At 64.0% G+C, this 23098-nt stretch carries 19 protein-coding genes; 10 read left to right on the top strand and 9 right to left on the bottom strand.

Annotation, left to right across the window (positions count from 1 at the left end):
* Positions 1 to 82 precede the first annotated feature (82 nt).
* The gene (locus ACWHXP_RS14580) at positions 83 to 979 is read right to left on the bottom strand and encodes a LysR family transcriptional regulator (protein WP_489624864.1); all 897 of its coding nucleotides are present in this window, start codon (positions 977 to 979) and stop codon (positions 83 to 85) included.
* Between the two features lie 90 nt (positions 980 to 1069).
* Here ACWHXP_RS14580 and ACWHXP_RS14575 point away from each other — a divergent pair, with 90 nt between their 5' ends.
* Both ACWHXP_RS14575 and ACWHXP_RS14570 read left to right on the top strand, forming a co-directional pair.
* The gene (locus tag ACWHXP_RS14575; protein WP_489635694.1) at positions 1070 to 1267 is read left to right on the top strand and encodes a hypothetical protein; all 198 of its coding nucleotides are present in this window, start codon (positions 1070 to 1072) and stop codon (positions 1265 to 1267) included.
* A gap of 76 nt (positions 1268 to 1343) precedes the next feature.
* Positions 1344 to 1982: a LysE family translocator gene (locus ACWHXP_RS14570; protein WP_489624866.1), complete on the top strand. Its 639-nt coding sequence runs from the start codon at positions 1344 to 1346 to the stop codon at positions 1980 to 1982.
* A 75-nt stretch (positions 1983 to 2057) separates the two neighbouring features.
* On the opposite strand, the gene ACWHXP_RS14565 is transcribed toward ACWHXP_RS14570, so the two are convergent.
* Positions 2058 to 3605 (bottom strand): methyl-accepting chemotaxis protein, encoded by a 1548-nt coding sequence (locus ACWHXP_RS14565; RefSeq protein ID WP_489635695.1) that lies wholly within the window; start codon positions 3603 to 3605, stop codon positions 2058 to 2060.
* Between the two features lie 459 nt (positions 3606 to 4064).
* Between ACWHXP_RS14565 and ACWHXP_RS14560 the strand changes: the two genes are divergently transcribed.
* On the top strand, positions 4065 to 4976 hold the full coding sequence (locus tag ACWHXP_RS14560) for a LysR family transcriptional regulator (protein WP_489635696.1): 912 nt from the start codon (positions 4065 to 4067) through the stop codon (positions 4974 to 4976).
* A 184-nt stretch (positions 4977 to 5160) separates the two neighbouring features.
* Positions 5161 to 6354 (top strand): acyl-CoA dehydrogenase, encoded by a 1194-nt coding sequence (locus ACWHXP_RS14555; RefSeq protein WP_088755249.1) that lies wholly within the window; start codon positions 5161 to 5163, stop codon positions 6352 to 6354.
* A gap of 69 nt (positions 6355 to 6423) precedes the next feature.
* Here ACWHXP_RS14555 and ACWHXP_RS14550 read toward each other — a convergent pair whose 3' ends face one another.
* The 6 genes from ACWHXP_RS14550 to ACWHXP_RS14525 all read right to left on the bottom strand — a co-directional run bounded on the left by ACWHXP_RS14550 (position 6424) and on the right by ACWHXP_RS14525 (position 14304).
* Positions 6424 to 7632 carry a CaiB/BaiF CoA transferase family protein gene (locus tag ACWHXP_RS14550; RefSeq protein WP_489635697.1) on the bottom strand — a complete coding sequence of 403 codons (1209 nt, stop codon included), beginning with the start codon at positions 7630 to 7632 and terminating at the stop codon, positions 6424 to 6426.
* 73 nt (positions 7633 to 7705) lie between these two features.
* Positions 7706 to 8506, bottom strand: coding sequence for an oxepin-CoA hydrolase, alternative type (locus tag ACWHXP_RS14545; protein WP_489635698.1), 801 nt, complete (start codon positions 8504 to 8506; stop codon positions 7706 to 7708).
* Positions 8503 to 9648 (bottom strand): acyl-CoA dehydrogenase family protein, encoded by a 1146-nt coding sequence (locus tag ACWHXP_RS14540; protein ID WP_489635699.1) that lies wholly within the window; start codon positions 9646 to 9648, stop codon positions 8503 to 8505. The genes ACWHXP_RS14545 and ACWHXP_RS14540 overlap by 4 nt, the downstream gene beginning before the upstream one ends.
* A gap of 10 nt (positions 9649 to 9658) precedes the next feature.
* The gene (locus ACWHXP_RS14535; RefSeq protein WP_489624870.1) at positions 9659 to 10855 is read right to left on the bottom strand and encodes an acyl-CoA dehydrogenase family protein; all 1197 of its coding nucleotides are present in this window, start codon (positions 10853 to 10855) and stop codon (positions 9659 to 9661) included.
* Positions 10856 to 10894: 39 nt separating this feature from the next.
* Positions 10895 to 12085, bottom strand: a complete 1191-nt coding sequence (locus tag ACWHXP_RS14530) for an acetyl-CoA C-acyltransferase (protein ID WP_489635853.1) — start codon at positions 12083 to 12085, stop codon at positions 10895 to 10897.
* Positions 12086 to 12162: 77 nt separating this feature from the next.
* Positions 12163 to 14304, bottom strand: coding sequence for a 3-hydroxyacyl-CoA dehydrogenase NAD-binding domain-containing protein (locus ACWHXP_RS14525; protein WP_489635700.1), 2142 nt, complete (start codon positions 14302 to 14304; stop codon positions 12163 to 12165).
* A 361-nt stretch (positions 14305 to 14665) separates the two neighbouring features.
* Between ACWHXP_RS14525 and ACWHXP_RS14520 the strand changes: the two genes are divergently transcribed.
* The 6 genes from ACWHXP_RS14520 (at position 14666) to ACWHXP_RS14495 (ending at position 20269) form a co-directional block, all read left to right on the top strand.
* On the top strand, positions 14666 to 15466 hold the full coding sequence (locus ACWHXP_RS14520) for an IclR family transcriptional regulator (RefSeq protein ID WP_008326330.1): 801 nt from the start codon (positions 14666 to 14668) through the stop codon (positions 15464 to 15466).
* 309 nt (positions 15467 to 15775) lie between these two features.
* Entirely contained in the window at positions 15776 to 16960 is a 1185-nt protein-coding gene (locus tag ACWHXP_RS14515) for an ABC transporter substrate-binding protein (RefSeq protein WP_489635701.1), read from the top strand.
* A gap of 64 nt (positions 16961 to 17024) precedes the next feature.
* Positions 17025 to 17897 (top strand): branched-chain amino acid ABC transporter permease, encoded by an 873-nt coding sequence (locus ACWHXP_RS14510; protein ID WP_489635702.1) that lies wholly within the window; start codon positions 17025 to 17027, stop codon positions 17895 to 17897.
* A gap of 4 nt (positions 17898 to 17901) precedes the next feature.
* On the top strand, positions 17902 to 18876 hold the full coding sequence (locus tag ACWHXP_RS14505) for a branched-chain amino acid ABC transporter permease (RefSeq protein ID WP_489635703.1): 975 nt from the start codon (positions 17902 to 17904) through the stop codon (positions 18874 to 18876).
* Positions 18863 to 19567 carry an ABC transporter ATP-binding protein gene (locus tag ACWHXP_RS14500; protein WP_489635704.1) on the top strand — a complete coding sequence of 235 codons (705 nt, stop codon included), beginning with the start codon at positions 18863 to 18865 and terminating at the stop codon, positions 19565 to 19567. Before ACWHXP_RS14505 ends, ACWHXP_RS14500 begins: the two co-directional genes overlap by 14 nt.
* A complete protein-coding gene (locus ACWHXP_RS14495) occupies positions 19568 to 20269 on the top strand; it encodes an ABC transporter ATP-binding protein (protein ID WP_489635705.1) in 702 nt (233 codons plus the stop codon).
* Between the two features lie 113 nt (positions 20270 to 20382).
* On the opposite strand, the gene ACWHXP_RS14490 is transcribed toward ACWHXP_RS14495, so the two are convergent.
* A complete protein-coding gene (locus tag ACWHXP_RS14490; RefSeq protein WP_489624875.1) occupies positions 20383 to 22659 on the bottom strand; it encodes an NADP-dependent malic enzyme in 2277 nt (758 codons plus the stop codon).
* Positions 22660 to 23098: the final 439 nt, after the last annotated feature.

Genomic DNA, 23098 nt, shown 5'->3' with positions numbered 1-23098 from the left:
TCAGGATTGCGCTGTGCTTAATGCTCGGTGAATCGAGCATTAAGCTGTGTTTAATGCACTGTCCGGCGGCCGAGCCGCCGCGTCAGGCCTGCTGGAACTGCCGTATCGTCTCCAGCACGTTCACGGTGGCCTTGTCCAGGTTGGGCAGGGCGCGATGGGCCACGCCGATGTGGCGCTTGAGCACCGGCGACAGTGGCACGATGCGGATGTCCTTGTGGCGCTCCAGCTCGGCAGCCAGGGGCTGTTCCAGCGGCAGGATGGCTGCGCCGTAGCCGGCGGAGACCAGGCTCTTCATGGCTTCGTTGTAGTTCAGTTCGATGCGCGCGCGCGGGTTTTCCCCGGCCTCGGCAAACCAGGCCATGGTGAGCCGGTACATCTGCGTGGTGGCGTCGTTGAAGATCATGGGCTTGTCCATCAGCCAGCCCGGCTTGATGGCGGCGGGCGATTTCCAGGTGGCCGGCAGGAAGGCCATCATGCGGTCGCTGCGCCAGTGCGTGATCTGGATGTCCTTGGAGGCCGTGATGGGGATGGCGACCAGGCCGATGTCGAGCGTGCCTTCCTGCAGGCGCGCCATGGTTTCGTTGGAGCCCATGATGTTGACCTCCACATCGATGCCGGGGTAGCTGTTTTCCAGCTGGCGCAGTACGCGCGGCAGCAGGTTCACCACCACACCGGTGGAGGTGCCCAGCCGTACCCGGCCGACCTTGCCTTCGACATGTTTCCTGGCGACATCGAGCAGATCGTCGGCATCGCGCAACAGGCGCCGGGCCCGGTCGATCACCAGCGCGCCCAGCGCCGTGGCCTGTACGCGGCGGCTGCCGCGCATGAGCAGGGCGCTGCCCAGGCGCTCTTCGAGATCGCTGACATGCAGGCTGATCGTGGGCTGGGCCAGGTGCAGCGCATTGGCGGCAGCGGAGAAGGTGCCGAGGTCGACGATGGTGACCAGCGTGCGCAACTGGTCGAGGCTGAGTTCTCTCATCAGGTTTCCTGATAGTGGCTGTCATCAAACTCAATTTTACCAATGACTTCGATTGGCGGATGATCCGCGCATTCATCCAGGGAGAAGTCCATGTGGCACATCGTCAGCCAGGTCCTTGCCCGCGTCTTCGGGGACCATCACGCTTCACACGGGGGCGCAGAGTCGGAAATGCGGGGGATGGGGACGCGCGAGCTCAATGACCTGGGTATTGGCACGAGCGAGGTGCCGTTCTACTTGAAGGACGAACGACAGGGATTGCGGCATCGTCATGCCAACCCGCCGACCTGATTGCTGCCCGTGAACAGCACAACTGTATTTCATCTGGCCGGACGCACATGCCCTGGCCACCATCAGGAGAAAGACCATGCAACATCTTGCTGAAGTGATCGCCCTGTCCGCCACGTTGAGCGTGGCCACCATGAGCCCCGGACCCAGTTTCGTGATGGTGGCGCGCACCTCGGTCGGAAGCGGACGAGCCAATGGCCTGCTGGCCGCACTGGGCATGGGCATCGGCGGCGTGCTCTTTGCCGGAGCGGCCTTGCTGGGACTGCAAGCGGTGCTGCTGGCAGTGCCTTCGCTCTATCTGGTATTGAAGTTGGGGGGTGGTGTTTATCTGGCCTACATGGGCTGGCGCATCTGGCGCGGGGCGCGTACGCCCTTGATGGCGGACGATATCGCACAGCGCGATGAAGCACCGTCCCTGTCCCGTCGGTCCCTGTGGCTGGGCCTGGTCACCCAGATCAGCAATCCGAAAACTGCCATCGCCTACACCAGCGTGTTTGCTGCCTTTTTGCCGGCCGAGACTTCCTTGCCCTTCAAGGGACTGACGCTGCTGCTGGTCTTCCTGATCGAAGCGGGATGGTATGGCCTGGTGGCCGTGGCGCTCTCGTCAGCGCGTCCGCGCCGCTGGTATGTGCAGGGCAAGCACTGGTTCGACCGCACCGCAGGTGCCGTCATGATGACGCTCGGGTTCAGGCTGCTGCTCTCGCGCATGGGGCCGTGACAGGCCGCGATTGACTGCACATGGGGCCAAGGCACGCCGCCGACGTCAGGCGATCCGACGTCGGCAAGGATGGCCTCAATCCAGCTTGAACTTCCCCACCACCGCCGCCAGATTCCCCGCCTGTCCCTTCAGCGAATCCGCTGCCGCCGCCGCCTGCTCGACCAGCGCGGCGTTCTGCTGCGTGGTCTCATCCATCTGCGTGATGGCGAGATTGACTTCATGGATGCCGCCGCTCTGTTCCTGCGTGGCCGCACTGATCTCGGCCACCACGTCCGTGACGCGGCGCACGCTGGCCACCACTTCGGTCATGGTGCTACCGGCACGTTCCACCAAAGCGCTGCCGGCGCTGACCTTCTGCACCGAGTCGTCAATCAGCTCCTTGATTTCCTTGGCCGCACCGGCCGAGCGCTGGGCCAGTGAGCGCACTTCGGAGGCCACCACGGCAAAGCCGCGTCCCTGCTCACCGGCACGGGCCGCTTCCACCGCGGCATTGAGCGCCAGGATGTTGGTCTGGAAGGCGATGCCATCGATCACGCTGATGATGTCGGCAATGCGGCGCGAACTTTCGGTGATCCCCTCCATGGTCTGCACCACCTGGCCCACCACATCACCGCCCTGGCTGGCGATGTCGGAGGCGGTGGCCGCCAGCTGGTTGGCCTGGCGCGCGTTGTCGGCGTTCTGGGTGACGGTGGAAGTCAATTGCTCCATGGCCGACGCGGTTTCTTCCAGCGAGCCGGCCTGTTGTTCGGTGCGGTTGGACAGGTCCAGATTGCCACGGGCGATTTCGTTGGAGGCGGTAGCAATGGTGTCGGTCCCCTGGCGCACCTCATTGACGATGTCGCGCAGGCTGTCGTTCATCACGCGCAGGGCTTCCATGAGGCGTCCGGTTTCATCGCGGCCAGCCGGGCGGATGCGCAGGGTCAGGTCGCCACGCGCCACGCGCTGGGCGATTTCCACCGCTTCCTTCAACGGACGCGAGACATTGGCCGCCACCACGAAGGCCAGCAGCGAACCGATGGCCACCGTCGCTGCCAGCAAGCCCACGATCCAGCGCTGCGCCGCACGGAATACGCCCGAGGCTTCTTCGTCAGCGCGCGCGCTGCCGCTCGCATTGAGCTTCACGATGGCGTTGAGGTTGCCGACCATCGCGGCGTAGAGCTTGGCGGATTCGCCATTGAAGAGGGCGCGTGTCTCGTCGTACTGCTGGTTGGCCGCCATCTCGGCCAGTTGTTCATCCACCTTCAGGTAGGCAGCCAGGTTCTTGCCGAACTGGGCGTACTGTTCCTTCTCCTCGGGTTCGGACATGCGCTGCTCGAATACCGCGCGCTGCTTGGCCAGCGCATCCAGCCGTTTCTTGATGGACTGGTTGGCAGCGCTGCGCTCCTGGGGTGTCACCGCAGTGACCAGTTCCAGTTCATTGAGGCGCAGCGGTGGCAGCGAACCCTGCAGCTCGCGCGCGGCATCCATGGTCGGCATCCACTTGTTGACGATCTCGCCGGAAGCACTGTTGACCTGCTTGAGTTCCTTCATGGCGAACAGGCCCTGCAACAGGGTCAGCGCAATCACCACCGCAAACGACAGGGCCAGTTTTTTGGCGATGTTGAGGTTGTAGAACCAGATCATGTCTTCCTCGCATTCGATTTATATCGTTTTCAGTGTCGGATCCGAACGATGCAGTCGAACGTGTCTGCGAGGCCACCCGTTTGGCGTGCGGGCGTCAAGAGCAGCAACCGGCCGGGGGCGTGGTTGCGGGAGCAATGAAGTGCTGGTGATGTCATGCTGTCATGCCGTCACGGAGCGTCGGCTTCCTGCCCATCCTGTCTCTCTTCTCACCTGCGGCCTCCCTTGGCCGCCGGCGCTTGCTGTTCGATGGTCGCATGGCTGGATCGGGCTTGATCTTAACGACCAGCAAGATTTCCATCCAATGAAATTAATCATGCTGGCAATGCGTTAATTGATATCGATTGTTTGATATCGATGGTTGTCAGGATGTCGTACAAGATTATTCAATGAGGCACGATGGAAGACGCCGCAGCTGCAGTAAGATGTGCATAAAATTCACTTCTCCGCCTTTTTCGCACGATGCGCCGAAAGATCCCTTCCACCCAGGCCATGGCCGTCTTCGAGTCGGCCGCGCGGCACCAGAGCTTTACCAAGGCCGCCCAGGAAATGGCGGTGACGCAAAGCGCCGTCTGCCGCCAGGTAGCCGCGCTGGAAGAATTCCTGGGCCTGAAGCTGTTTCGCCGCACCAAGCGTGGCGTGCGCCTGACCGAAGCGGGCGTGAGCTACAGCCACCAGGTCGGCCAGCGCCTGGATGAAATCGAGCGCGATGCCCTGCACCTGATGTCGCGCGATGGCCATGGCGATACGCTGGAGCTGGGCGTGATGCCGACCTTCGCCACGCGGTGGCTGCTGCCGCGCCTGCGCTCCTTCCTGGAGGCGCATCCGGGCGTGACCGTCAACCTGCGGCCGCGCACCCGGCCTTTCCTTTTTGAAGAGACCAATCTCGATGCCACGCTCTACGCCGGGCAAGCCAGCTGGCCCGGGACCGAGGGCGTGTTCCTGATGCGCGAGAGCATGGTGGCCGTGGCCAGCCCCGAGCTCATCGGTGCCGGCCGCAAGCTCACGCCCACCGAGCTGCTGGCCTATCCGCTGCTGCAGCAGAGCACGCGGCCCTACGTGTGGCGGCAGTGGTTCGCTTCCTTCGGCATGCAGGTGCAGAACGACCTGGTGGGCACGCAGCTGGAGCTGTTCTCCATGCTGACCCAGGCCGCCATCGTGGGCATGGGCGTGGCGCTGATCCCGCGCTTTCTGATCGAGGATGAATTGCGGCGTGGCCTGCTGGTGGTGGCAGTCGATCACGATTATCTGAGCACGCACTCCTACTACCTGATCTATCCCGAGCGCACCTCGGAGCGGCCGCTGCTGCGCCTGTTCCAGGACTGGCTGGAACAACAGGCCAAGGCCTATCGACTGCCCAGCGGATTGGGTTGAGCCGGGTCCGGATCGGCTGTCTCGACAGGCGGAACCGGAGTGCGCAAAACGCACACGGTGATGCAAACAATTCGTTTGCGCCGGGGCGGGGCAGTCCGTATATTTTTGTCCACCGCCGCTGCGCGAGGACGGTCCGCGAAGACTGTGCCGCTGCAGCGATTCCTGATGCACAAAAGAGGCTTCCATGAGCAAAACGCAGCAACGACATGCATTCGATTACGCCGACCCCCTGATGCTGGAGCAGCAACTGAGCGACGATGAGCGCCAGGTGCGCGACGCCGCCCAGGCCTACTGCCAGGACCGCCTGGCCCCGCGCGTGCTGGAAGCCTTCCGCCACGAGAAGATGGATGTGAGCATCTTCCGCGAGATGGGCGAACTGGGCCTGCTGGGCGCGACCATCGACGAGCAATACGGTGGTGCCGGGTTGAATTACGTTTGTTATGGTTTGATCGCGCGTGAAGTCGAGCGCGTCGATTCCGGCTATCGCTCCATGATGAGCGTGCAATCCTCGCTGGTGATGACCCCCATCAATGCCTTCGGCACCGAAGCGCAGAAACAGAAATACCTCCCCAAGCTGGCCAGCGGCGAATGGATCGGTTGCTTCGGCCTGACCGAACCCAACCACGGTTCCGATCCCGGCAGCATGATCACCCGCGCGCGCAAGGTGGACGGGGGTTACAGCCTGTCCGGCAGCAAGATGTGGATCACCAACAGCCCGGTGGCCGATGTCTTCGTGGTGTGGGCCAAGGATGACGAAGGCGAGATTCGCGGCTTCATCCTCGACAAGGGGGCCAAGGGCTTGTCGGCACCGGCCATCCACGGCAAGGTCGGCCTGCGTTCTTCCATCACCGGGGAAATCGTGATGGACAACGTCTTCTGTCCGGAGGAGAACGCCTTCCCCGATGTGCGCGGATTGAAGGGGCCCTTCACCTGCTTGAACAGCGCGCGTTACGGCATCGCCTGGGGCGCGCTGGGCGCAGCCGAAGACTGCTACGAACGCGCGCGCCGCTACACCATGGAGCGCCAGCAGTTCGGCCGTCCGCTGGCGGCCAACCAGTTGGTGCAGAAGAAGCTGGCCGACATGCTCACCGAAATCTCGCTGGGCCTGCAAGGCTGCCTGCGCCTGGGACGCCTGAAGGATGAGGGATATTCCGGTATCGAGCAGACCTCGATCATGAAGCGCAACAGCTGCGGCAAGGCGCTCGACATCGCCCGCATGGCGCGTGACATGATGGGCGGCAACGGGATCTCCGATGAATTCGGCGTGGCGCGTCACCTGGTGAACCTGGAAGTGGTCAACACCTATGAGGGCACGCATGATGTGCATGCGCTGATCCTCGGCCGCGCCATCACCGGGCTGGCGGCGTTCTCCAACTGAAGCGACATCGCCTGCAAGCCGCCTGTACGGTGGCTTGCAGGCCAATGATTTGCTCTTTCGCTCTTCTCTCTACAGCACGCCCCGTTCGCGCAACGCGGCGATCTGCGCTTCTTCCATCCCCAGCAGCGACTGCAAGACTTCTCCCGTGCCTTCACCCAAGGAGGGCGGTGCCTTGCGCACTGGCAGGCGTTGGCCATCGAAACGATAAGGCGGTGCCAATACCTGCACGCTGCCCGCTTCTGCATGCGGATGCGTGCTGACCAGACCGGCCGAGGTGGCGCGCGGGCTGGTCAGGGCCTCATGCAGGCCCAGCACTTCACCGCAGGGAATGCCGGCCTGGTGCAGCTTGGCCAGCAGGTCGGCGCGCTTGCGGGCCTTCAGTTCACGGTTGATTTCCGGGACCAGCACGTCGCGATGCTGGCCACGGCTGACGTTGGTCTTGAAGCGCGCATCCTCGGCCAGGTCGGGACGGTCGATGACGCTGTGGCAGAAACGCTGGTACTGGCTGTTGGTGCCTACCGTGATGACCAGCCGGCCATCGGCCGCATCGAAGACGCCATAGGGAATGATGGAGGGATGCGCATTGCCATAGCGCGGCGGATCGTCACCCAGGATCAACGCTTCCAGTCCGTAATACGAGGTGATCATGACGCCGCAATCGAACAGCGCCATTTCCACGTGCCGCCCCTGTCCGGTCTGCTGGCGCTGGTACAGCGCGGCCAGCACGCCTTGAGCGGAATACATGCCGGTGAACAGGTCCACCGCTGCCACGCCCAGCTTCAACGGCGGCTGGCTGGCCTCGCCATTGAGCGACATCAGCCCGGATTCGCCCTGGATCACCAGGTCATAGCCGGGCCGCGTGGCTTCGGGACCGCTGCTGTCGTAGCCGGTGATGGAGCAATACACCAGGCCGGGATTGTCGCGGCGCAGGGTTTCGTAATCGAGGCCAAATTTCTGCACGCCGCCGAACTTGAAATTCTGGATCACCACATCGCTCTTGCGGGCCAGCTGGCGCACGATGTCCTGGCCTTCGTCGGTCTGCAAGTCGACGCTGATGGAGCGCTTGTTGCGGTTGACGCTGTTGAAATACGCGGTCTCGGTCGAGCCGATGCGGGTGCCCCAGTCGCGCGTGTCGTCGCCGCGTTCGGGGTGCTCGACCTTGATCACTTCGGCACCCAGGTCGCCCAGCACCATCGCACACCACGGTCCGGCCAGAACGCGCGAGAGGTCCAGTACGCGGACGCCGGCCAGCGGCAGAGATGCAGTCTGTTCAGTCATGTTGTCTCCTCGTGGACGGGATGCGTATTGCGTTTTGTTCTTCTGTATTTCGTGGTTGCGCATCCCGGTAATGCTATTCGTTTGGTGTCTGCCGCAGCCGCCGGAAATCGGCGGGCCGTTTTTCGAGGAAGGCGTGAATACCCTCGGCCGCTTCGTCTTCGCCCTGCGAGAGCACCATGTGCTGCGCTTCCAGTTCCAGTTGTTCTTCCAGCGTGGCACCGTAGGCATGCTGGCACAGGTGCTTGATGCGGGCCATCGCCTGTGCCGGTCCGTCGGCCAGCGTGGCAGCCAGTTGTACGGCGGCTTGCAGTGCCTGTCCCGCCTCGGCCAGTTGATTGACCGCGCCCATGGCATGCAGACGTTCGCCATTGAAACGCTCGCCCGACAGGCAAAGCTGGGTCAGCACCTGGCGCGACAGGAATTGCGCGAGGAAGGCCGTCACGCCACCATCGGGCGTGAGCCCGACCTTGACGTAGGCCACCGAGAACTGCGCCTGGCGCGTGGTCACCAGCAGATCGCAGGCCAGGGCCAGCGACAGCCCGGCCCCGGCCGCGCCGCCTTCGACGGCTGCAATCACCGGCTTGCTGCAGCGGCCGATATGGCGGATCAGGTCGTGCAAGCCTTCCAGTTTTGCACGCCGTTGTTGGGGTGCCATGTTGCGGCGCTGGGCCAGCAGGCGCAGGTCGCCGCCGGAGCAGAAGAAGTTGCCGCCCCCGGCCAGCACGATGGCCCCCACTTGCGGATCGGCCTGGGCCTCGTCGAGCGCGGCCGTCAGTGCCACGTACAGGTCGGCGTTGAGGGCATTGCGCGTGGCCGGATCGTGATTGATGAGCACGCGCACGGCGCCGCGCTGCTCGCGCAGGACCTTGCTCATGCCGGTACTTCGCGGCCCAGCGCGATGTAGCGTTGCAGGTGGTGGTCCTCGTCGCCGAGCTGGTGATCGATCATCACCAGGCGCTTGGCGTAATGCGACAGCGGCAGTTCCCAGGTCATGCCGATGCCGCCATGCAGCTGGATCGATTCTTCGGCCACCAGCGTGCCGATGCGGCCGATGCTGAACTTGGCCGCCGACAAGGCGCGTTCGCGCGTGAGGCGGTCGGCGTCCAGGGCGGCAGCGGCATTGATGACCGCCGAGCGTGCCTGTTCGACTTCCAGCAGCAGGTCGGCCATGCGGTGCTGCAGGGCCTGGAAGCTGCCGATGGGCAGGCCGAACTGCTTGCGGGTGCGCAGGTAATCGAGTGTGGCTTCCTTGGCCACTTCCATCGCGCCCAGCGCTTCAGCGCACAGGGCCAGCACGCCGCGTCCGAGGATACGTTCGAGCAGCGCAGCGCCATTGCCGGGGCTGCCCAGCAGAGCGTCGGCGGGCAGAGATGCATCCTTCAGCAGCAGGTCGGCCACGCGGCCACCGTCGATGGTGTCGCTGCCTTGCAATTGCAGGCCCGCCGTATCGGCCGGGATCAGGAACAGCGAGATGCCCTCGCTATCATCGGTCGCGCCACTGGTGCGCGCCGAGACCAGGAATACATCGGCCGCTTCCGCGTGCACCACGACCGCCTTGTGCCCTTGCAGACGCCAGCTTCCATCGGCCGATTGCGTGGCGCGCGTGGCCACGTGCGTGGGCGTGTAGTGGCTGTCGGCTTCTTCATGGGCCAAGGCGGCTAGCGTCTGGCCGGCGATGATCGGTTCCAGCAGGGCCTTCTGTGCGGGCGTGCCAGCGGCCGCGATGGCCTCGCCGACCAGGATGGCACTGCCCAGCAAGGGCTCCAGCAGCAGGCCGCGGCCGATCTCTTCAAACACCACGGCGATGTCGAAACCGCCACCGCCGTAGCCGCCATCTTCCTCGCGGAAGAGCGCGCCGATCACGCCCATCTCTGCCAGCTGCGACCACATGTCGCGGCTCATGCCGGGTGCGGATTGCAGCAGGTGCTTGCGGGCTTCAAAACCATACTGTTCGGTAATGAGACGGCGCAGGCTGTCGGCCAGCATGCGCCGTTCTTCGGTGTGCTCGAAATTCATGGGCGTTTCCTCACAGGCCAAGGATCATCTTGGAGATGATGTTCTTCTGGATTTCATTGGAGCCGCCGAAGATCGACAGCTTGCGATTGTTGAAGTAATGCGCGGCCGCACCGGCAGCGGCTTCCGGACCCAGCGTGCCGCCGTCGTGACCTTCTTCCAGCGAATGCCACTGATACGGGCGCGCATAGGGGCCCATGGCGCGGCGGGTGAGGGCGGTGATTTCCTGGCGGATCTCGGTGCCGCGTATCTTGAGCATGGAGCTTTCCGCACCGGGCGCACCACCGCCGGCCACCGCCGAGATGACGCGCAGGTTGGTGGTCTTCATGTTCTCCAGATCGATTTCCACGCGGGCCATGCGGGCCGCGAAGAGCGGATCGTCAGCCAGCGGACGGCCATGGCTGCGTTGCGTGGCGGCGATGTTCTTCAAGCGTTGCAGTGCGGCCACCGAGAAGCCGATGCCGGCGATGTTGGTGCGCTCATAGGTCAGCAGGTACTTGGCGCAACTCCAGCCGCGATCTTCCTCGCCGACCAGGTTTTGTACCGGCACGCGCACATCGGTGAAGAAGACCTCGTTGACTTCGTGCTCGCCATCCAGCGTGATGATGGGGCGCACTTCCACACCCGGGGCGTTCATGTCGATGAGCAGGAAGCTGATGCCTTCCTGCTTCTTGGCCTCGCGGTTGGTGCGTACCAGGCAGAAAATCATGTTGGCGTAGTGGCCCAGCGTGGTCCAGGTCTTCTGGCCGTTGACGATGTAATGATCGCCGTCGCGTACCGCATGCGTCTTCACGGCCGCCAGGTCGGAACCCGCGCCCGGCTCCGAATAGCCCTGGCACCACCAGTCCTCGCCATTGAGGATGCGCGGCAGCCAATACTGCTTCTGCGCTTCGTTGCCGTACTTGATCAACACCGGCCCCAGCATGTTGACGCCGAACGGCACCACGCGCGGCGCATGCGCCAGGCAACACTCATGTTCGAAGATGAATTTCTCGATCACGGTCCAGCCGGTGCCGCCATATTCCTTGGGCCAGTGATTGGCCAGCCAGCCGCGTTCGTTGAGGATGGCATGCCATTGTTCCATCTCGTCGCGGCTCAGGTGCTTGCCGCTGGCCACCTTGTCGGACAGGGCCTTGGGCAGCTTCTCGGCAAGGAAGGCGCGCACGCTGTCGCGGAAGGCTTCTTCGGCCGGGGTGAAATTCAGATCCATTCCAGTCTCCTTGGGGATGCAGCGAAGCGACGCTGCGCTTCAATAGATTTCAAACAGGCCGGCCGCGCCCATGCCGCCGGCGATGCACATGGTCACCACGGCGTAGCGCGCACCGCGCCGCTTGCCCTCGATGAGCACGTGGCCGGCCAGACGGGCTCCGGTCATGCCGAAGGGATGGCCGATGGAAATGGCACCGCCGTTGACGTTGAGCAGTTCTTCCGGAATGCCCAGGCGGCGCTGGCAGTACAGGGCCTGCGAGGCGAAGGCTTCGTTGAGTTCCCACAGGCCGATGTCTTCCATGCGCAGGCCGTGGCGCTGCAGCAGGCGCGGCACCGCAAAGACCGGGCCGATGCCCATTTCATCGGGCTCGCAACCGGCCACGGCAAGACCACGGAACGCGCCCAGCACAGGCAATCCCGCGCGTTCTGCGGCGCGTGCTTCCATCATCACGCAGGCCGAAGCGCCGTCGGAGAGCTGCGAGGAATTGCCTGCGGTGATGAACTTGTCCGCGCCCATCACCGGGGCCAGCTTGGCCAGCGCCTCATGGGTGGTGCCGGGACGGTTGCAGTTGTCGGCCTCCACCGTCACCTCGCGCAGGCTGGTCTGGCCGCTGGCCTTGTCGGTCACTTGCATGGTGGTGGTGCAGGCGACGATCTCGTCGCGGTAGCGTCCTGCTTCTTGCGCTTCGGCGGTCTTGCGCTGGCTGCCTTCGGAGAAGCGGTCCTGGTCTTCGCGCGAAATGCCGTAGCGCGCCGCCACGATGTCGGCGGTCTCGATCATGGGCAGGTAGAGCTCGGGCTTGTGCTCGACGATCCACGGATCCATGCCGCTGTCGCCGCTGTCGGTGGCGCTGCGGCTTCGGATTTGCGAGATGCTTTCCACACCGCCTGCGATCATGGCATCGGCGCCATCGACCACGATGCGGCCTGCGGCCATCGCAATGGCTTGCAGGCCCGACGCACAGAAACGATTGACGGTGGTGCCGGCGATACTGATGGGCAGCCCTGCACGCACGATGGCCTGGCGCGCGATGTTGCGGCCGGTGGTGCCTTCCGGATAGCCGCAGCCGAGGATGGCATCCTCGATCTGGCCCGGATCGATGCGCGCACGTTCGACGGCGGCGCGCACGGCGAAGGCCGCCAGGGTCGGGCCGGACGTGACGTTGAATTCGCCGCGATGGGCCTTGGTCAAGGGAGTACGCGCAGTGGATACGATGACGGCTTCCCGCATCATGGAATTCTCCTGGAAGGATGGTGCAAGGGGGAGACCGCCAATGTGCGCGGTCTCCGGGGAGTTCGGTCGATCGGTCAGCCGGCCTGGTTCAGCGATTCAAAATTGGCGCCGCGTTCGACCAGTTCCACCAGCAGCGGCGAGGGCGTCCAGAACAGCGGATCTTCTGCGGCAAAGGCGCGGATGTCCGCCAGCACATTGGGCAGGCCGACCATGTCGGCGTATTTCATGGGGCCGCCGCGATGGCGCGGGAAACCGTAGCCATAGAGGAAGGTGACATCCACATCCAGCGGACGCAGCGCAATGCGCTGATGGACGACATTGGCACCTTCATTGATCATGGCGGCCAGGTAGCGGCGCTGGATGTCTTCCTTGCTGAAGCTGCGCGGGGTGATGCCGGCACGCGCACGTTCTTCGTCAATGAGCGCCAGCACTTCCGGGTCCGGTGCGCCGCTGCGCGGTCCATCCGGATAGCGATAGAAACCGCGACCGCTCTTTTGCCCGAACCAGCCGCGCTCGCATAAGCGGTCGGCAATGTGGACGTAGCGCGCACGCGGATCGCGCGTGGCGGCGCGGCGCTTGCGGGTGGCCCAGCCGATGTCGCCACCGGCCAGGTCCACCACCTGGTACGGCCCCATGGCAAAACCGAAGTCGCGCACGGCAGCATCGATCTCATAGGGCGACGCGCCATCTTCCATCAGGGCATCGGCCGCCTGACGATACACGGCCAGGATGCGATTGCCGATGAAGCCATCGCAGACCCCGGCGCGCACCGGCACCTTGCGCAGGCGCTTGGCCAGTTCGAAAGCGGTGGCCACCACATCGGCGGCGACCTGGCGCGGCACCACGATTTCCAGCAGCTTCATCACATTGGCCGGCGAGAAGAAATGCAGGCCGATCACGTCCGCCGGACGGGAGATGCTGGCGGCGATCGCATCGATGTCGAGGTAGGACGTGTTGGTCGCCAGCACGGCACCGGGCTTGCAGACGCGGTCCAGTTCGGCGAAGACGGCTTGCTTCACCGTCAGATCTTCGAAGACGGCTTCGATCACTACATCGGCGGCGGACAAGTCTTCATAACGGGTGCTGCCCTGCAAGCGCGCCAGTACCGCATCGCGGGCCTCTTGCGTGAGACGGCCCTTGGCCACCTGGGCGTCGTAAACTTTTTCCACATGGCCGCGCCCACGTGCGAGCGCTTCGTGGTCGCGTTCGATCATGGTCACCGGCAAACCGGCATCGAGCACCGCTACGGCGATGCCTGCACCCATGGTGCCGCCGCCGACCACGCCGATCTGTTCGATGCGGCGTGGCTGGGCGTTGCGGGTCTCGGGGGCTTTCTGCACTTCGCGTTCGGCGAAGAAGGCGTGGATCAGGCCGGCGCGTTGCGGGCTGTCCAGGCATTGCAGGAAGAACTGGCGTTCCAGTGCGAGTCCTTCCTCGAAGGTGAGATTGGTGGCGGCTTCCACCGCATCGATGATCTTGTGCGGGGAGAACAGGCCGCGCGATTTCTTGCCGGCCTCGGCGCGTGCGGCCGCAATGGCCGCTTGCGTGGCGGCGGTATCGACCAGCCCTTTGCCATCGCGACTGCGGCGTACCGGTGCGTGCGTCTCCAGCAGGGCCTGCAGTTCGCGCAGGCCGGCCGCGCGCGCCTGATCGGCGCTGTCGCCCTCGGCCAACTGATCCACCAGACCGAGCGAGAGGGCTTCCTTGGCGCTGAGATGGCGCCCGCTCAGCATCATCTCCAGCGCGGCCTGTGCACCGATCAGGCGCGGCGTGCGCTGGGTGCCACCGGCACCGGGCAACAGGCCCAGCTGCACCTCAGGCAGACCCAGGCGGGCGTTGCCGAGGGCCACGCGGTAATGCGCTGCCAGCGCCACTTCCAGTCCGCCGCCCAAGGCCGCACCGTGGATGGCGGCCAGCACCGGCTTGTTGCAGGCCTCGATGCGATTGCACAGTTCGGTCAGCAGGGGCGATTGCGGCGGCTTGCCGAATTCGCGGATGTCGGCCCCGCCGATGAAGTTGCGGCCCGCGCCGGTCACCAGGATGGCGGCCACGCCTGCATCGGCCTCGCCCTCCTCGATGGCGGACATCAGGCCCCGGCGCACCCCCACCCCCAGCGCATTGACCGGCGGGTTGTCGATGGTCACCACCAGGATGGCGCCTTCACGCGCCAGATGGACCGGGGGCGTTTCGCCCGCCGCCGTGGATTGCTTGGACATGCAGCAGTCTCCTGTTCTAGTTGGTTCGCATAGCGAAACTAAAGTTCGCAAATGGCTTTTGTCGGCAACGATACCGCATTTGCGCCGGATGTGTAAACCGTGCATGCCGCAGCGGCCCGATCTGCACAATTGTCAGCAAGGGTCAGGCGGGGCGGGCGTTTGCGGCCGATGGCGAAAAAGGCAGGTTGAGCCGGGGGCCTCTGTTGGCGCTGTTGAAACGCCACATCCGGACTGCTTGTTTTGCACAGCGGAACACACGTTCGCAAATAATTGACACTGCGATTTCAGGTGTGTACATTCCACAGCCAATGAGGGGCGACGTGACCATGCGGCACGGCCCTGCCACGCGGAGATGTGACGGATGGATGAGATTGTGTCGTTCAAGGGTGAGGATGAGAGCCACGACCGGCAGTTCGTCAATGCTCTGGCGCGTGGACTGGAGATCCTGCGGTGCTTCCGCCCCGGGGAGATCTACCTCACCAACACCGAACTGGCCAAGCGCACCGGCCTGCCCAAGCCGACCATCTCGCGCCTCACGCACACCCTGACCCGGCTGGGCTATCTCGAATATTCCGAAGACCAGGGCCGCTATCAACTCGGCTCCGGCGTGCTCGCCCTCGGCTACTCACTCCTCTCCGGCATGGATGTGCGCAAGCTGGCGCGTCCGGCCATGCAGGAGCTGGCCGACTATTCGCAATGCAATGTGGCGCTGGGCATCCGCGATCGCCTCAGCATGGTCTACATCGAAGCCACGCGCGGCCAGTCCGCCGTGACCTTGCGCCGCGATGTCGGCTCGCGCATTCCGCTGGCCACCACCTCCATGGGCCGCGCGCTGCTGTGCGCCTTGCCCCAGAACGAACGCGATTTCCTGATGGACCACATCCGCCTGCGCAATGAAGAGCAATGGCCCAAGGTCAAGGCCGGCATCGAGCAGGCCTTCAAGGATTACCAGGATCATGGTTTCTGCATTTCCGTCGGCGAATGGGAAAAGACCATCAGCGCCGTGGGCGTGCCCATGATCGATGCCAACGAAGAAAAGATCATGGCCTTCAACTGCGGCGGCCCGGCCTTCATGCTGACGCGCGAGATGCTGATGGAAGACCTCGGCCCGCGTCTGGTGAACGTGGTGCGCACGGTGGAAGCGAGCATGGGCCGCCACTGAGTGGCAGGCAGCAACGAACAGGTCACAACGAGCAACAACGAGCACGGAGACAGACGCGCCGACATGCCGCAGGCATGACCGGTGCGCAGCAAGGCAGTACCGCAGGTCCATCACAACAAAAAACAGAAGTCAGCGCCATCGGGGTCATGCAGACCCGTTTCAGCCATGGGTGTCCGGTGCTGTCCGGCCGGGATGCGCACGTTCGCAGGCAGCGTCGTGCGCCTGGCATCCATCGCTGAAGCGGGACGTCCCCGGCCAGGACAGACATCAACATCACTCAGATTCACTCAGAGGAAAAAGGTGGAGACAATGACGAACAAGCATCAAGGCATCAAGCGACTGGCCCTGCTGGCCTGTATGGCCTCGGTACTGGCCGCTGGCGCGGGCAGCGCGGCCGCCGACGAACTCAAGGTCGGGGTGGAAATTCCGCTGACCGGCAGCCTGGCACGCGTGGGCTCGGGCATGCAGGAGGGCATCAACGTGGCGGCTGATGTCTTCAACAAGACCAACGGCAAGCACAAGATCAAGCTGGTCACCATCGATGACGAATCGGCCCCGGCCAAGGCCATCGCCGCCGTCGAGAAGCTGGCTGGCGAAGGCGTGCTGGCCATCACCGGCGGCTACGGCTCCAACAATATCGCACCGGCTGCCGATGCGGCGGGCAAGGCGGGACTGGTCTACATGACCTCCGGCGGCGTGGACGACAACCTGGTCAACAGTGGCCGCAAGAACTTCTTCCGCATCAACAACGTGGCCGGCTACCAGAAGGCCATGGTGGGCCTGCTGGACGACATGAATGCACGCTCGGTCTCCATTGTCTATTCCACCAAGGAAGCCACGGCTGCGCTGGCCAAGGACCTGGAAAAAGCCTGGGGTGCCAAGGGACTGAAGGTGACCTCGCACGCCTTCGATCCGGCCATCAGCGACTTCAAGCCCATCGTCAACAAGATCAAGCTGCAGGACAAGCCGGAAGTCATCGCCATGATCGGCTACGAGAATGACTACGTCGGCATCCTGCGCGCAGCGCGCGTGTTGAAGCCGGCGGTCAAGGCCATGGTCGGCGTGTGGTCGCTGGCCACCCCGAAGATGGCGCAGGACTTCCCGGACCTGGTGCCCAATGTGTATGGCACGGCGCTGCTGCCGTATCCGGCGCAGTTCACCACGGCCGATGGCAAGCTCTTTGAAGAAACCTATCGCCGCCTATACAAGAAGGACCCTGACTACCTGGGCCAGTTCGGTTACGTGCAATCGATGCTGCTGTTCGAAGCCATCGCCCGCGCCGCCGACAAGGGCACGCTCAAGAAGGATGGCGTGGCCGAAGAAATGCGCAAGACCGATCGTGAAACCCTGATCGGCCGCGTGCAGTTCGGTGCCAATGGCGACAACCTGAACTTCACCCACCACATGGGCCAGCACCAGGGCGACAAGGTCGCCATCGTCTGGCCCAAGGCGGCCGCTACCAACAAGATGAATTATCCGGCCGTGCCCTGGTAATGCCCGGGCGGCGCGCACGCTGCACGGGCATGCGCGCCGTTGCCCACTCCAACGGAATGCAGACATGAATGAACTGATACTGCAAGCCCTGTACTCGGGGCTGCTGCAGGGGGGCTCCTACGCTCTCATTGCCTTGGGCCTGGCGCTGGTGTTCGGTGCCATGCGGGTCATCAACCTGGCGCAGGGCGAGCTGGTATTGCTGGCGGCTTACATCGCCTACTCGGTGGAATCGGGCTTGGGCCTGAACCCGGTACTGGCCATTCCCATCGCGCTGGTGGTGGTGTGCCTGACCTCGGCCATCGTGTATTTCGTGGTCAGCCGCATCAAGAAGGACCGCGAGATCAATTCGCTCATCCTCACCTATGGCATCGGCGTCATCCTCACCAACGGCATGCTGCTGATCTGGAAGGCCGACATCCGTTCCACCAGTTCCGAATGGCTGCAGGAAGCCTTCGTGCTCGGCCCCTTCTACAGCATGCGCAGCGAAGTGCTGTTCTTCGGCGTGAGCCTGCTGATGATGGCTGCGCTCTGGTGGTGGCTCTCGCGCAGCTGGTATGGCCGTGCGGTGCGCGCCGTCTCCAGCAACCGCGATGCGGCCAAGCTCATGGGCATCAATCCCGGCTATACCGAACTGGTGTCCTTCATCGTGGCGGGCATCCTGGCGTCCTTCGCCGGGGTGGCCTTGTTCAGTTACGGTGTTATCAGCCCAGCTTATGGCGGGGTGCTCACGGTCAAGGCTTTCATTATTACTGTGTTGGCCGGTGTGGGCTCGATTCCGGGCGTACTGATCGGCGCGATCCTGCTGGGCGTGGCCGAGGCGCTGACCGTGACCCTGGCCAGCTCGGCCCTGCAGGAACTGGCGGGCATGAGCTTGTTCCTGCTGGTGCTGTTCATCATGCCCAACGGCTTGTTCGGCGTGCGCGCAAGAAGGGGATGAGATCATGACGATGAACAAGAACAAGCTGTCCGCATTGCTGCTGCCCTTGCTGCTGATCGGCGCACCGCTGCTGCTGGCGCAGGACCATTACGTGATGAGCCTGCTGGTGGCCTCGATGGTCATCGGCGGCATCGCGCTGTCGTGGGCGCTGCTGGGCAACCTGGGCGGCATGATCAGTTTCGGTCACGCGGCTTTCTTTGGGGTGGGGGCTTATACCTCGGCGGTATTGAGCATGAAATTCGGTGTGCCGGTATTGCTGGGCTTGCTGCTGGGCGGCGTCGGTGCGCTGGTGGCGGCGCTGGCGATGTTGCCCGTATTACGTCTGCGCGGTCCGTATTTCGCGCTGGCGATCCTGGCGTATGCACACATCTTCCGCATCCTGGCCACCGAGTGGACTTCGATGACCGGCGGCTCGGGCGGGCTCTCCAACATTGCGCGCCTGCCGACGGTGATGGGCGTGGACCTGTCGAGCAAGATCGGTGCGTATTTCGTGATCCTGCTGATCGTGGCGGTGTTCGCACTGGTGTATGCGCGGGTACGCGAGAGCCATTATGGATTGGCCCTGCGCGCCATGCACGAGAGCGAGGACGCGACCCGCGTGGTGGGCGTCAACAGCACCGTGCTCAAGGGCATGATGCTGCTGCTGTCGGCTTTCATGTGCGGCGTGGTCGGTGCCTTCAATGCGCACTACATCAGCTTCCTGGAACCGGACTATGCCTTCAGCGCCCTGTGGGTCACCATCCCCATCGTGGCGGCCATTTTCGGAGGTTATCGCAGCATCACCGGACCGGTGGTCGGGGCGGTGGTGGTCTACCTGCTGGACCAGCTGGTGTTCAAGAACATCATCCCTTCCGGCCATCAACTGGTGCTGGGGGCCTTGCTGGTGGCGATGATCGTCTTCAGTCCGGACGGCTTGCTGCCGCTGCTGCGCAAGCTGGGAAAGAGAAAATACGCAGGAGGCAAGCATGCTGCAACTTGAAAAAGTCTCGGTGCGCTTCGGTGGCCTGACGGCGGTTGATGAAGTCACGCTGCAGGTCGGCACCGGCGACGTGGTCGGCCTGGTCGGTGCCAATGGCGCGGGCAAGACCACGCTCTTCAATGCCATCTCCGGACTGGTGCGTCCGACCAGCGGCAGCATCCGCTTCAATGGCGCCGATATCCTGCATGCGCCGCTGCACCGCCGTGCGCGGCTGGGCATCGGCCGCACCTTCCAGATTCCGCAGCCCATGCATGAACTGACGGTGCGGCAGAACCTGATCGTGGCGCAGCGCTTTGCTTCCGGCAAGGTGGATGCGGCCAAGATCGACGAAGTGCTGGCCTTCACCGGCCTGGCTGAAAAGGCCGAGCGCGATGCCGCCACCGAACTGGCGCTGACCGAACTGAAAGCGCTGGAAGTGGCCAAGGCCCTGGCCACCCAGCCCAAGCTGCTGCTGCTCGACGAAGTGCTGGCCGGGCTGGAGACCAATGGCAAGCGCCGCTTCATGCAGATGCTCAAGGGCCTGCATGAGGCCTTTGCCGTTGGCATCGTCATCATCGAACACGACATCGAGACCATCAGCAACCTGTGTCCGCGCGTGGCCGTGCTCAACTTCGGCCAGCTCATCGCCGAGGGCGCGCCGGCGCAGGTGTTCAATGATCCGGCAGTCATCAAGAGTTATACGGGAGCGTGAATGCTTGAAGTCACCAACCTGCGCGCCGGCTACGGTGCCATCAATGTGCTGTGGGATGTCTCGCTGACAGTGGGGCAGGGCCGGCTGACCACCATCATCGGGCCCAACGGTGCCGGTAAAACCACGCTGCTGCGCGCCATCATGGGCCTGATCCCGATCGGGCAGGGGCAGGTCACGCTGGAGGGCAAAGTGCTCAATGGCATGCCGACCTGGGAGATGTCCAAGGTCTCGATGGCGATGATCCCGGAAGGGCGCATGATCTTCCGCGCCATGAGCATCGAGGAAAACCTCATCGTCGGTGCCTTCGCCCCGCAGCACCGGGCACGCGTGAAGGACAACCTGGAGCGCGCCTACACCATGTTCCCAAAGCTGCGCGAACGTCGCCGCCAGCTGGCCGGGTCACTCTCCGGGGGCGAGGCTCAGATGCTGGCGATGGCGCGCGGGCTGATGTCAGAGCCGAAGCTGCTCATCATCGACGAACCCTCGCTGGGACTGGCCCCGGTGGTGGTCAACGAACTCTTCGAAATCCTGGCGCGATTGAAGGCAGAGGGCCGCACCATCATCCTGGTGGAGCAGAACACCGAACGCGCCGTGGGCGTGGCCGATCACGTCTACCTGATGCAGGGCGGCAAGGTGATCCTGTCGCAGAAGGCCAGCGAGGTGGCGCTGGATCATCTGCACGATCTTTATTTCGCACGATGAGGCCATGACGGCGCGCTGCGGCTGACCGGTGTGCGCCAGCGTGAAGTTTGTCCCAAAACAAAACGCCCCGCCGTCTCACGACAGCGGGGCGTTGTTCATGCTACGTGCGGGACTCAGGCCTTGGACTTGCCGTCCTGTGCCTTGGCCGCTGCCAGCGCGGTCATGTTGATGACACGGCGCACGGTGCTCGACGGGGTCAGCACGTGCACGGGAGCGGCCGTACCCAGCAGGATGGGGCCGATGGTGGTGCCCTGGCCGCTGCTGGTCTTCAAGACGTTGAAGAGAATGTTGGCGGCATCCAGGTTGGGGCAGACCAGCACGTTGGCAGCACCCGTCAGGCCGCTGTCGGCCAGGCCCGCATTGTTGCGGATCTTTTCCGACAGGGCGGCGTCGCCGTGCAGTTCACCGGCGGATTCGACCTCCGGTGCCAGCTTCTTGAAGGCTTCATGCGCGGCAGCCATCTTGCGGGCCGAGGGACGCGAGGAGCTGCCATGGTTGGAGTGCGACAGGAAGGCCACCTTCGGCGGCACACCAAAGCGCGCCACTTCTTCGGCGGCTGCCTTGGCGATGCGCGCCAGCTGCTCGGCGTCCGGCGTGTCGTTGACGTAGGTGTCGGTGATGAAGAGCGTCTGTTCCGGCAGCAGCACGGCATTCAGGGCGGCGAATTCCTGCGCGCCGTCCTTGAGGCCAATCACCTTTTCCACATGGGCCAGGTGGCCGTCGTAGTTGCCATCCAGGCCGCACAGCATGGCGTCGGCGTCACCGGCCTTGACCATCAGCGCCGCCAGCAGGCTGCCGCTGGCGCGCACGTCGGCTTCGCTGCCGTCCTTGTACTGGGCGGCGTACTGCGCCACGCGGGCGTCGCTGGCCGGGTCGATCACTTGCACGTTCTGGCCGATCTTGATGCGCAGGCCGGCCTTCTTGATGCCGGCTTCGATGGCGGCGGGCTGGCCGACCAGGATCGGTGCGGCCAGGCCTTCGTCGGCCACGAACTGCACGGCGCGCAGCACGCGCTCATCCTGGCCATCGGCGTAGACCACGCGTTGCGGCGCGACCTTGGCGGTGTTGAAGACGGGCTGCATGAACATGCCGGTCTGGTAGATGAAGCGGGTCAGTTCTTCACGGTAGGCGGCGTAGTCCTTGATGGGACGGGTCGCCACGCCGGACTCGGCAGCCGCCTTGGCCACGGCCGGGGCGATCTTCAGAATCAGGCGCGAATCGAACGGGGTCGGGATCAGGTAGTCGGCACCAAACACCAGTTCCTTGCCGGGGTAGGCGGCGCTGACTTCGGCGCTGGTCTCGGCCTTGGCCAGGTCGGCGATCTCGCGCACGCAGGCCAGCTTCATGGCTTCGGTGATCTTGGTGGCACCGCAGTCCAGCGCGCCACGGAAGATGTAGGGGAAGCACAGCACGTTGTTGACCTGGTTCGGGTAGTCCGAACGGCCGGTGGCGATGATGCAGTCCGGACGGACCGACTTGGCCAACTCGGGGCGGATTTCCGGTTCCGGGTTGGCCAGCGCCAGGATGATGGGCTTGTCGGCCATGGTCTTGACCATCTCCGCGGTCAGCACGCCAGGGGCCGAGCAGCCCAGGAAGACGTCGGCACCGTTGACCACGTCGGCCAGGGTGCGCGCTTCGGTCTTGATGGCGTAGCGCTGCTTGGAGGCGTCCAGGCCACCGGGGCGGCCTTCATAGATGACGCCCTTGCTGTCGACCATGTAGACGTTCTCGCGCTTCACCCCCAGGCCGATCATCACTTCCACGCAGGCGATGGCGGCTGCGCCCGCGCCGGAGACGGCGATCTTGACGGCGCCGATGTCCTTGCCGACCAGTTCCAGGCCGTTCAGCAGGGCAGCCGAGGAGATGATGGCGGTACCGTGCTGGTCATCGTGGAAGACCGGGATGTTCATGCGGGCCGAGAGCTTCTGTTCGATGTAGAAGCATTCCGGGGCCTTGATGTCTTCCAGGTTGATGCCGCCCAGGGTCGGCTCCAGTGCGGCGATGATCTCGACCAGCTTGTCCGGGTCGTTCTCGGCCAGTTCGATGTCGAACACATCGACGCCGGCAAATTTCTTGAACAGGCAGCCCTTGCCTTCCATCACCGGCTTGGAGGCCAGCGGACCGATGTTGCCCAGGCCCAGCACGGCGGTGCCGTTGCTGATGACGGCCACCAGGTTGCCGCGCGAGGTGTAGTCGAAGGCCTTCAGCGGGTCGGCTTCGATGTCCAGGCAGGGATAGGCCACGCCCGGCGAATAGGCCAGCGACAGGTCGCGCTGGTTCGACAGCGGCTTGGTGGGGCGGACTTCGATCTTGCCGCGCGACGGGGTGCGGTGGTATTCGCGGGCGGCGTCACGCAGGAGTTGCTCGGCGGCAGAAATTTGTTGGGTCATGGTCTGGTTGAGGGATGAAAAACGGTCTTGAAAAAGCGGTGGTCTGCGCAACGACTTGCGTTGCTGCGGCCAGCTTGTACTGTTCTGGTTTCCTGGTCTTGAATGCGGCGGGCCGATCGGGAAGGATGGTGTTTCTCGTCGGTCCGGAGTGGGGTACGGAAAGCGGCCTCCAGTGATGGTGGCCGATAGTCCGCGCCTGCCTCCGCCTGCTCCGGGCTTGTGGCCGCCGGAACGGGTGCGGGGAGGGGGATATTACCTAAAAATTCACGCTTCGGGTTTTTTGCGGCCATGCCGTTTGATATCAAGGGGACGCCGGTGGCTGTTACAAGCTGTTTCCAAGTTGACGATTGTTGACACAAATCTGCAAGCAAGGCGCGCGCATAATGCCATTGAGCCTGCTGATGAGTCTGATGCCAGTCATCGGTGGGAGCGGTTGGAC

The organism is Herbaspirillum sp. Her2 (assembly GCF_057961375.1).
The sequence above is the reverse complement of the archived record's forward strand: the minus strand, read 5'-3'. Positions and strand labels throughout refer to the sequence as shown.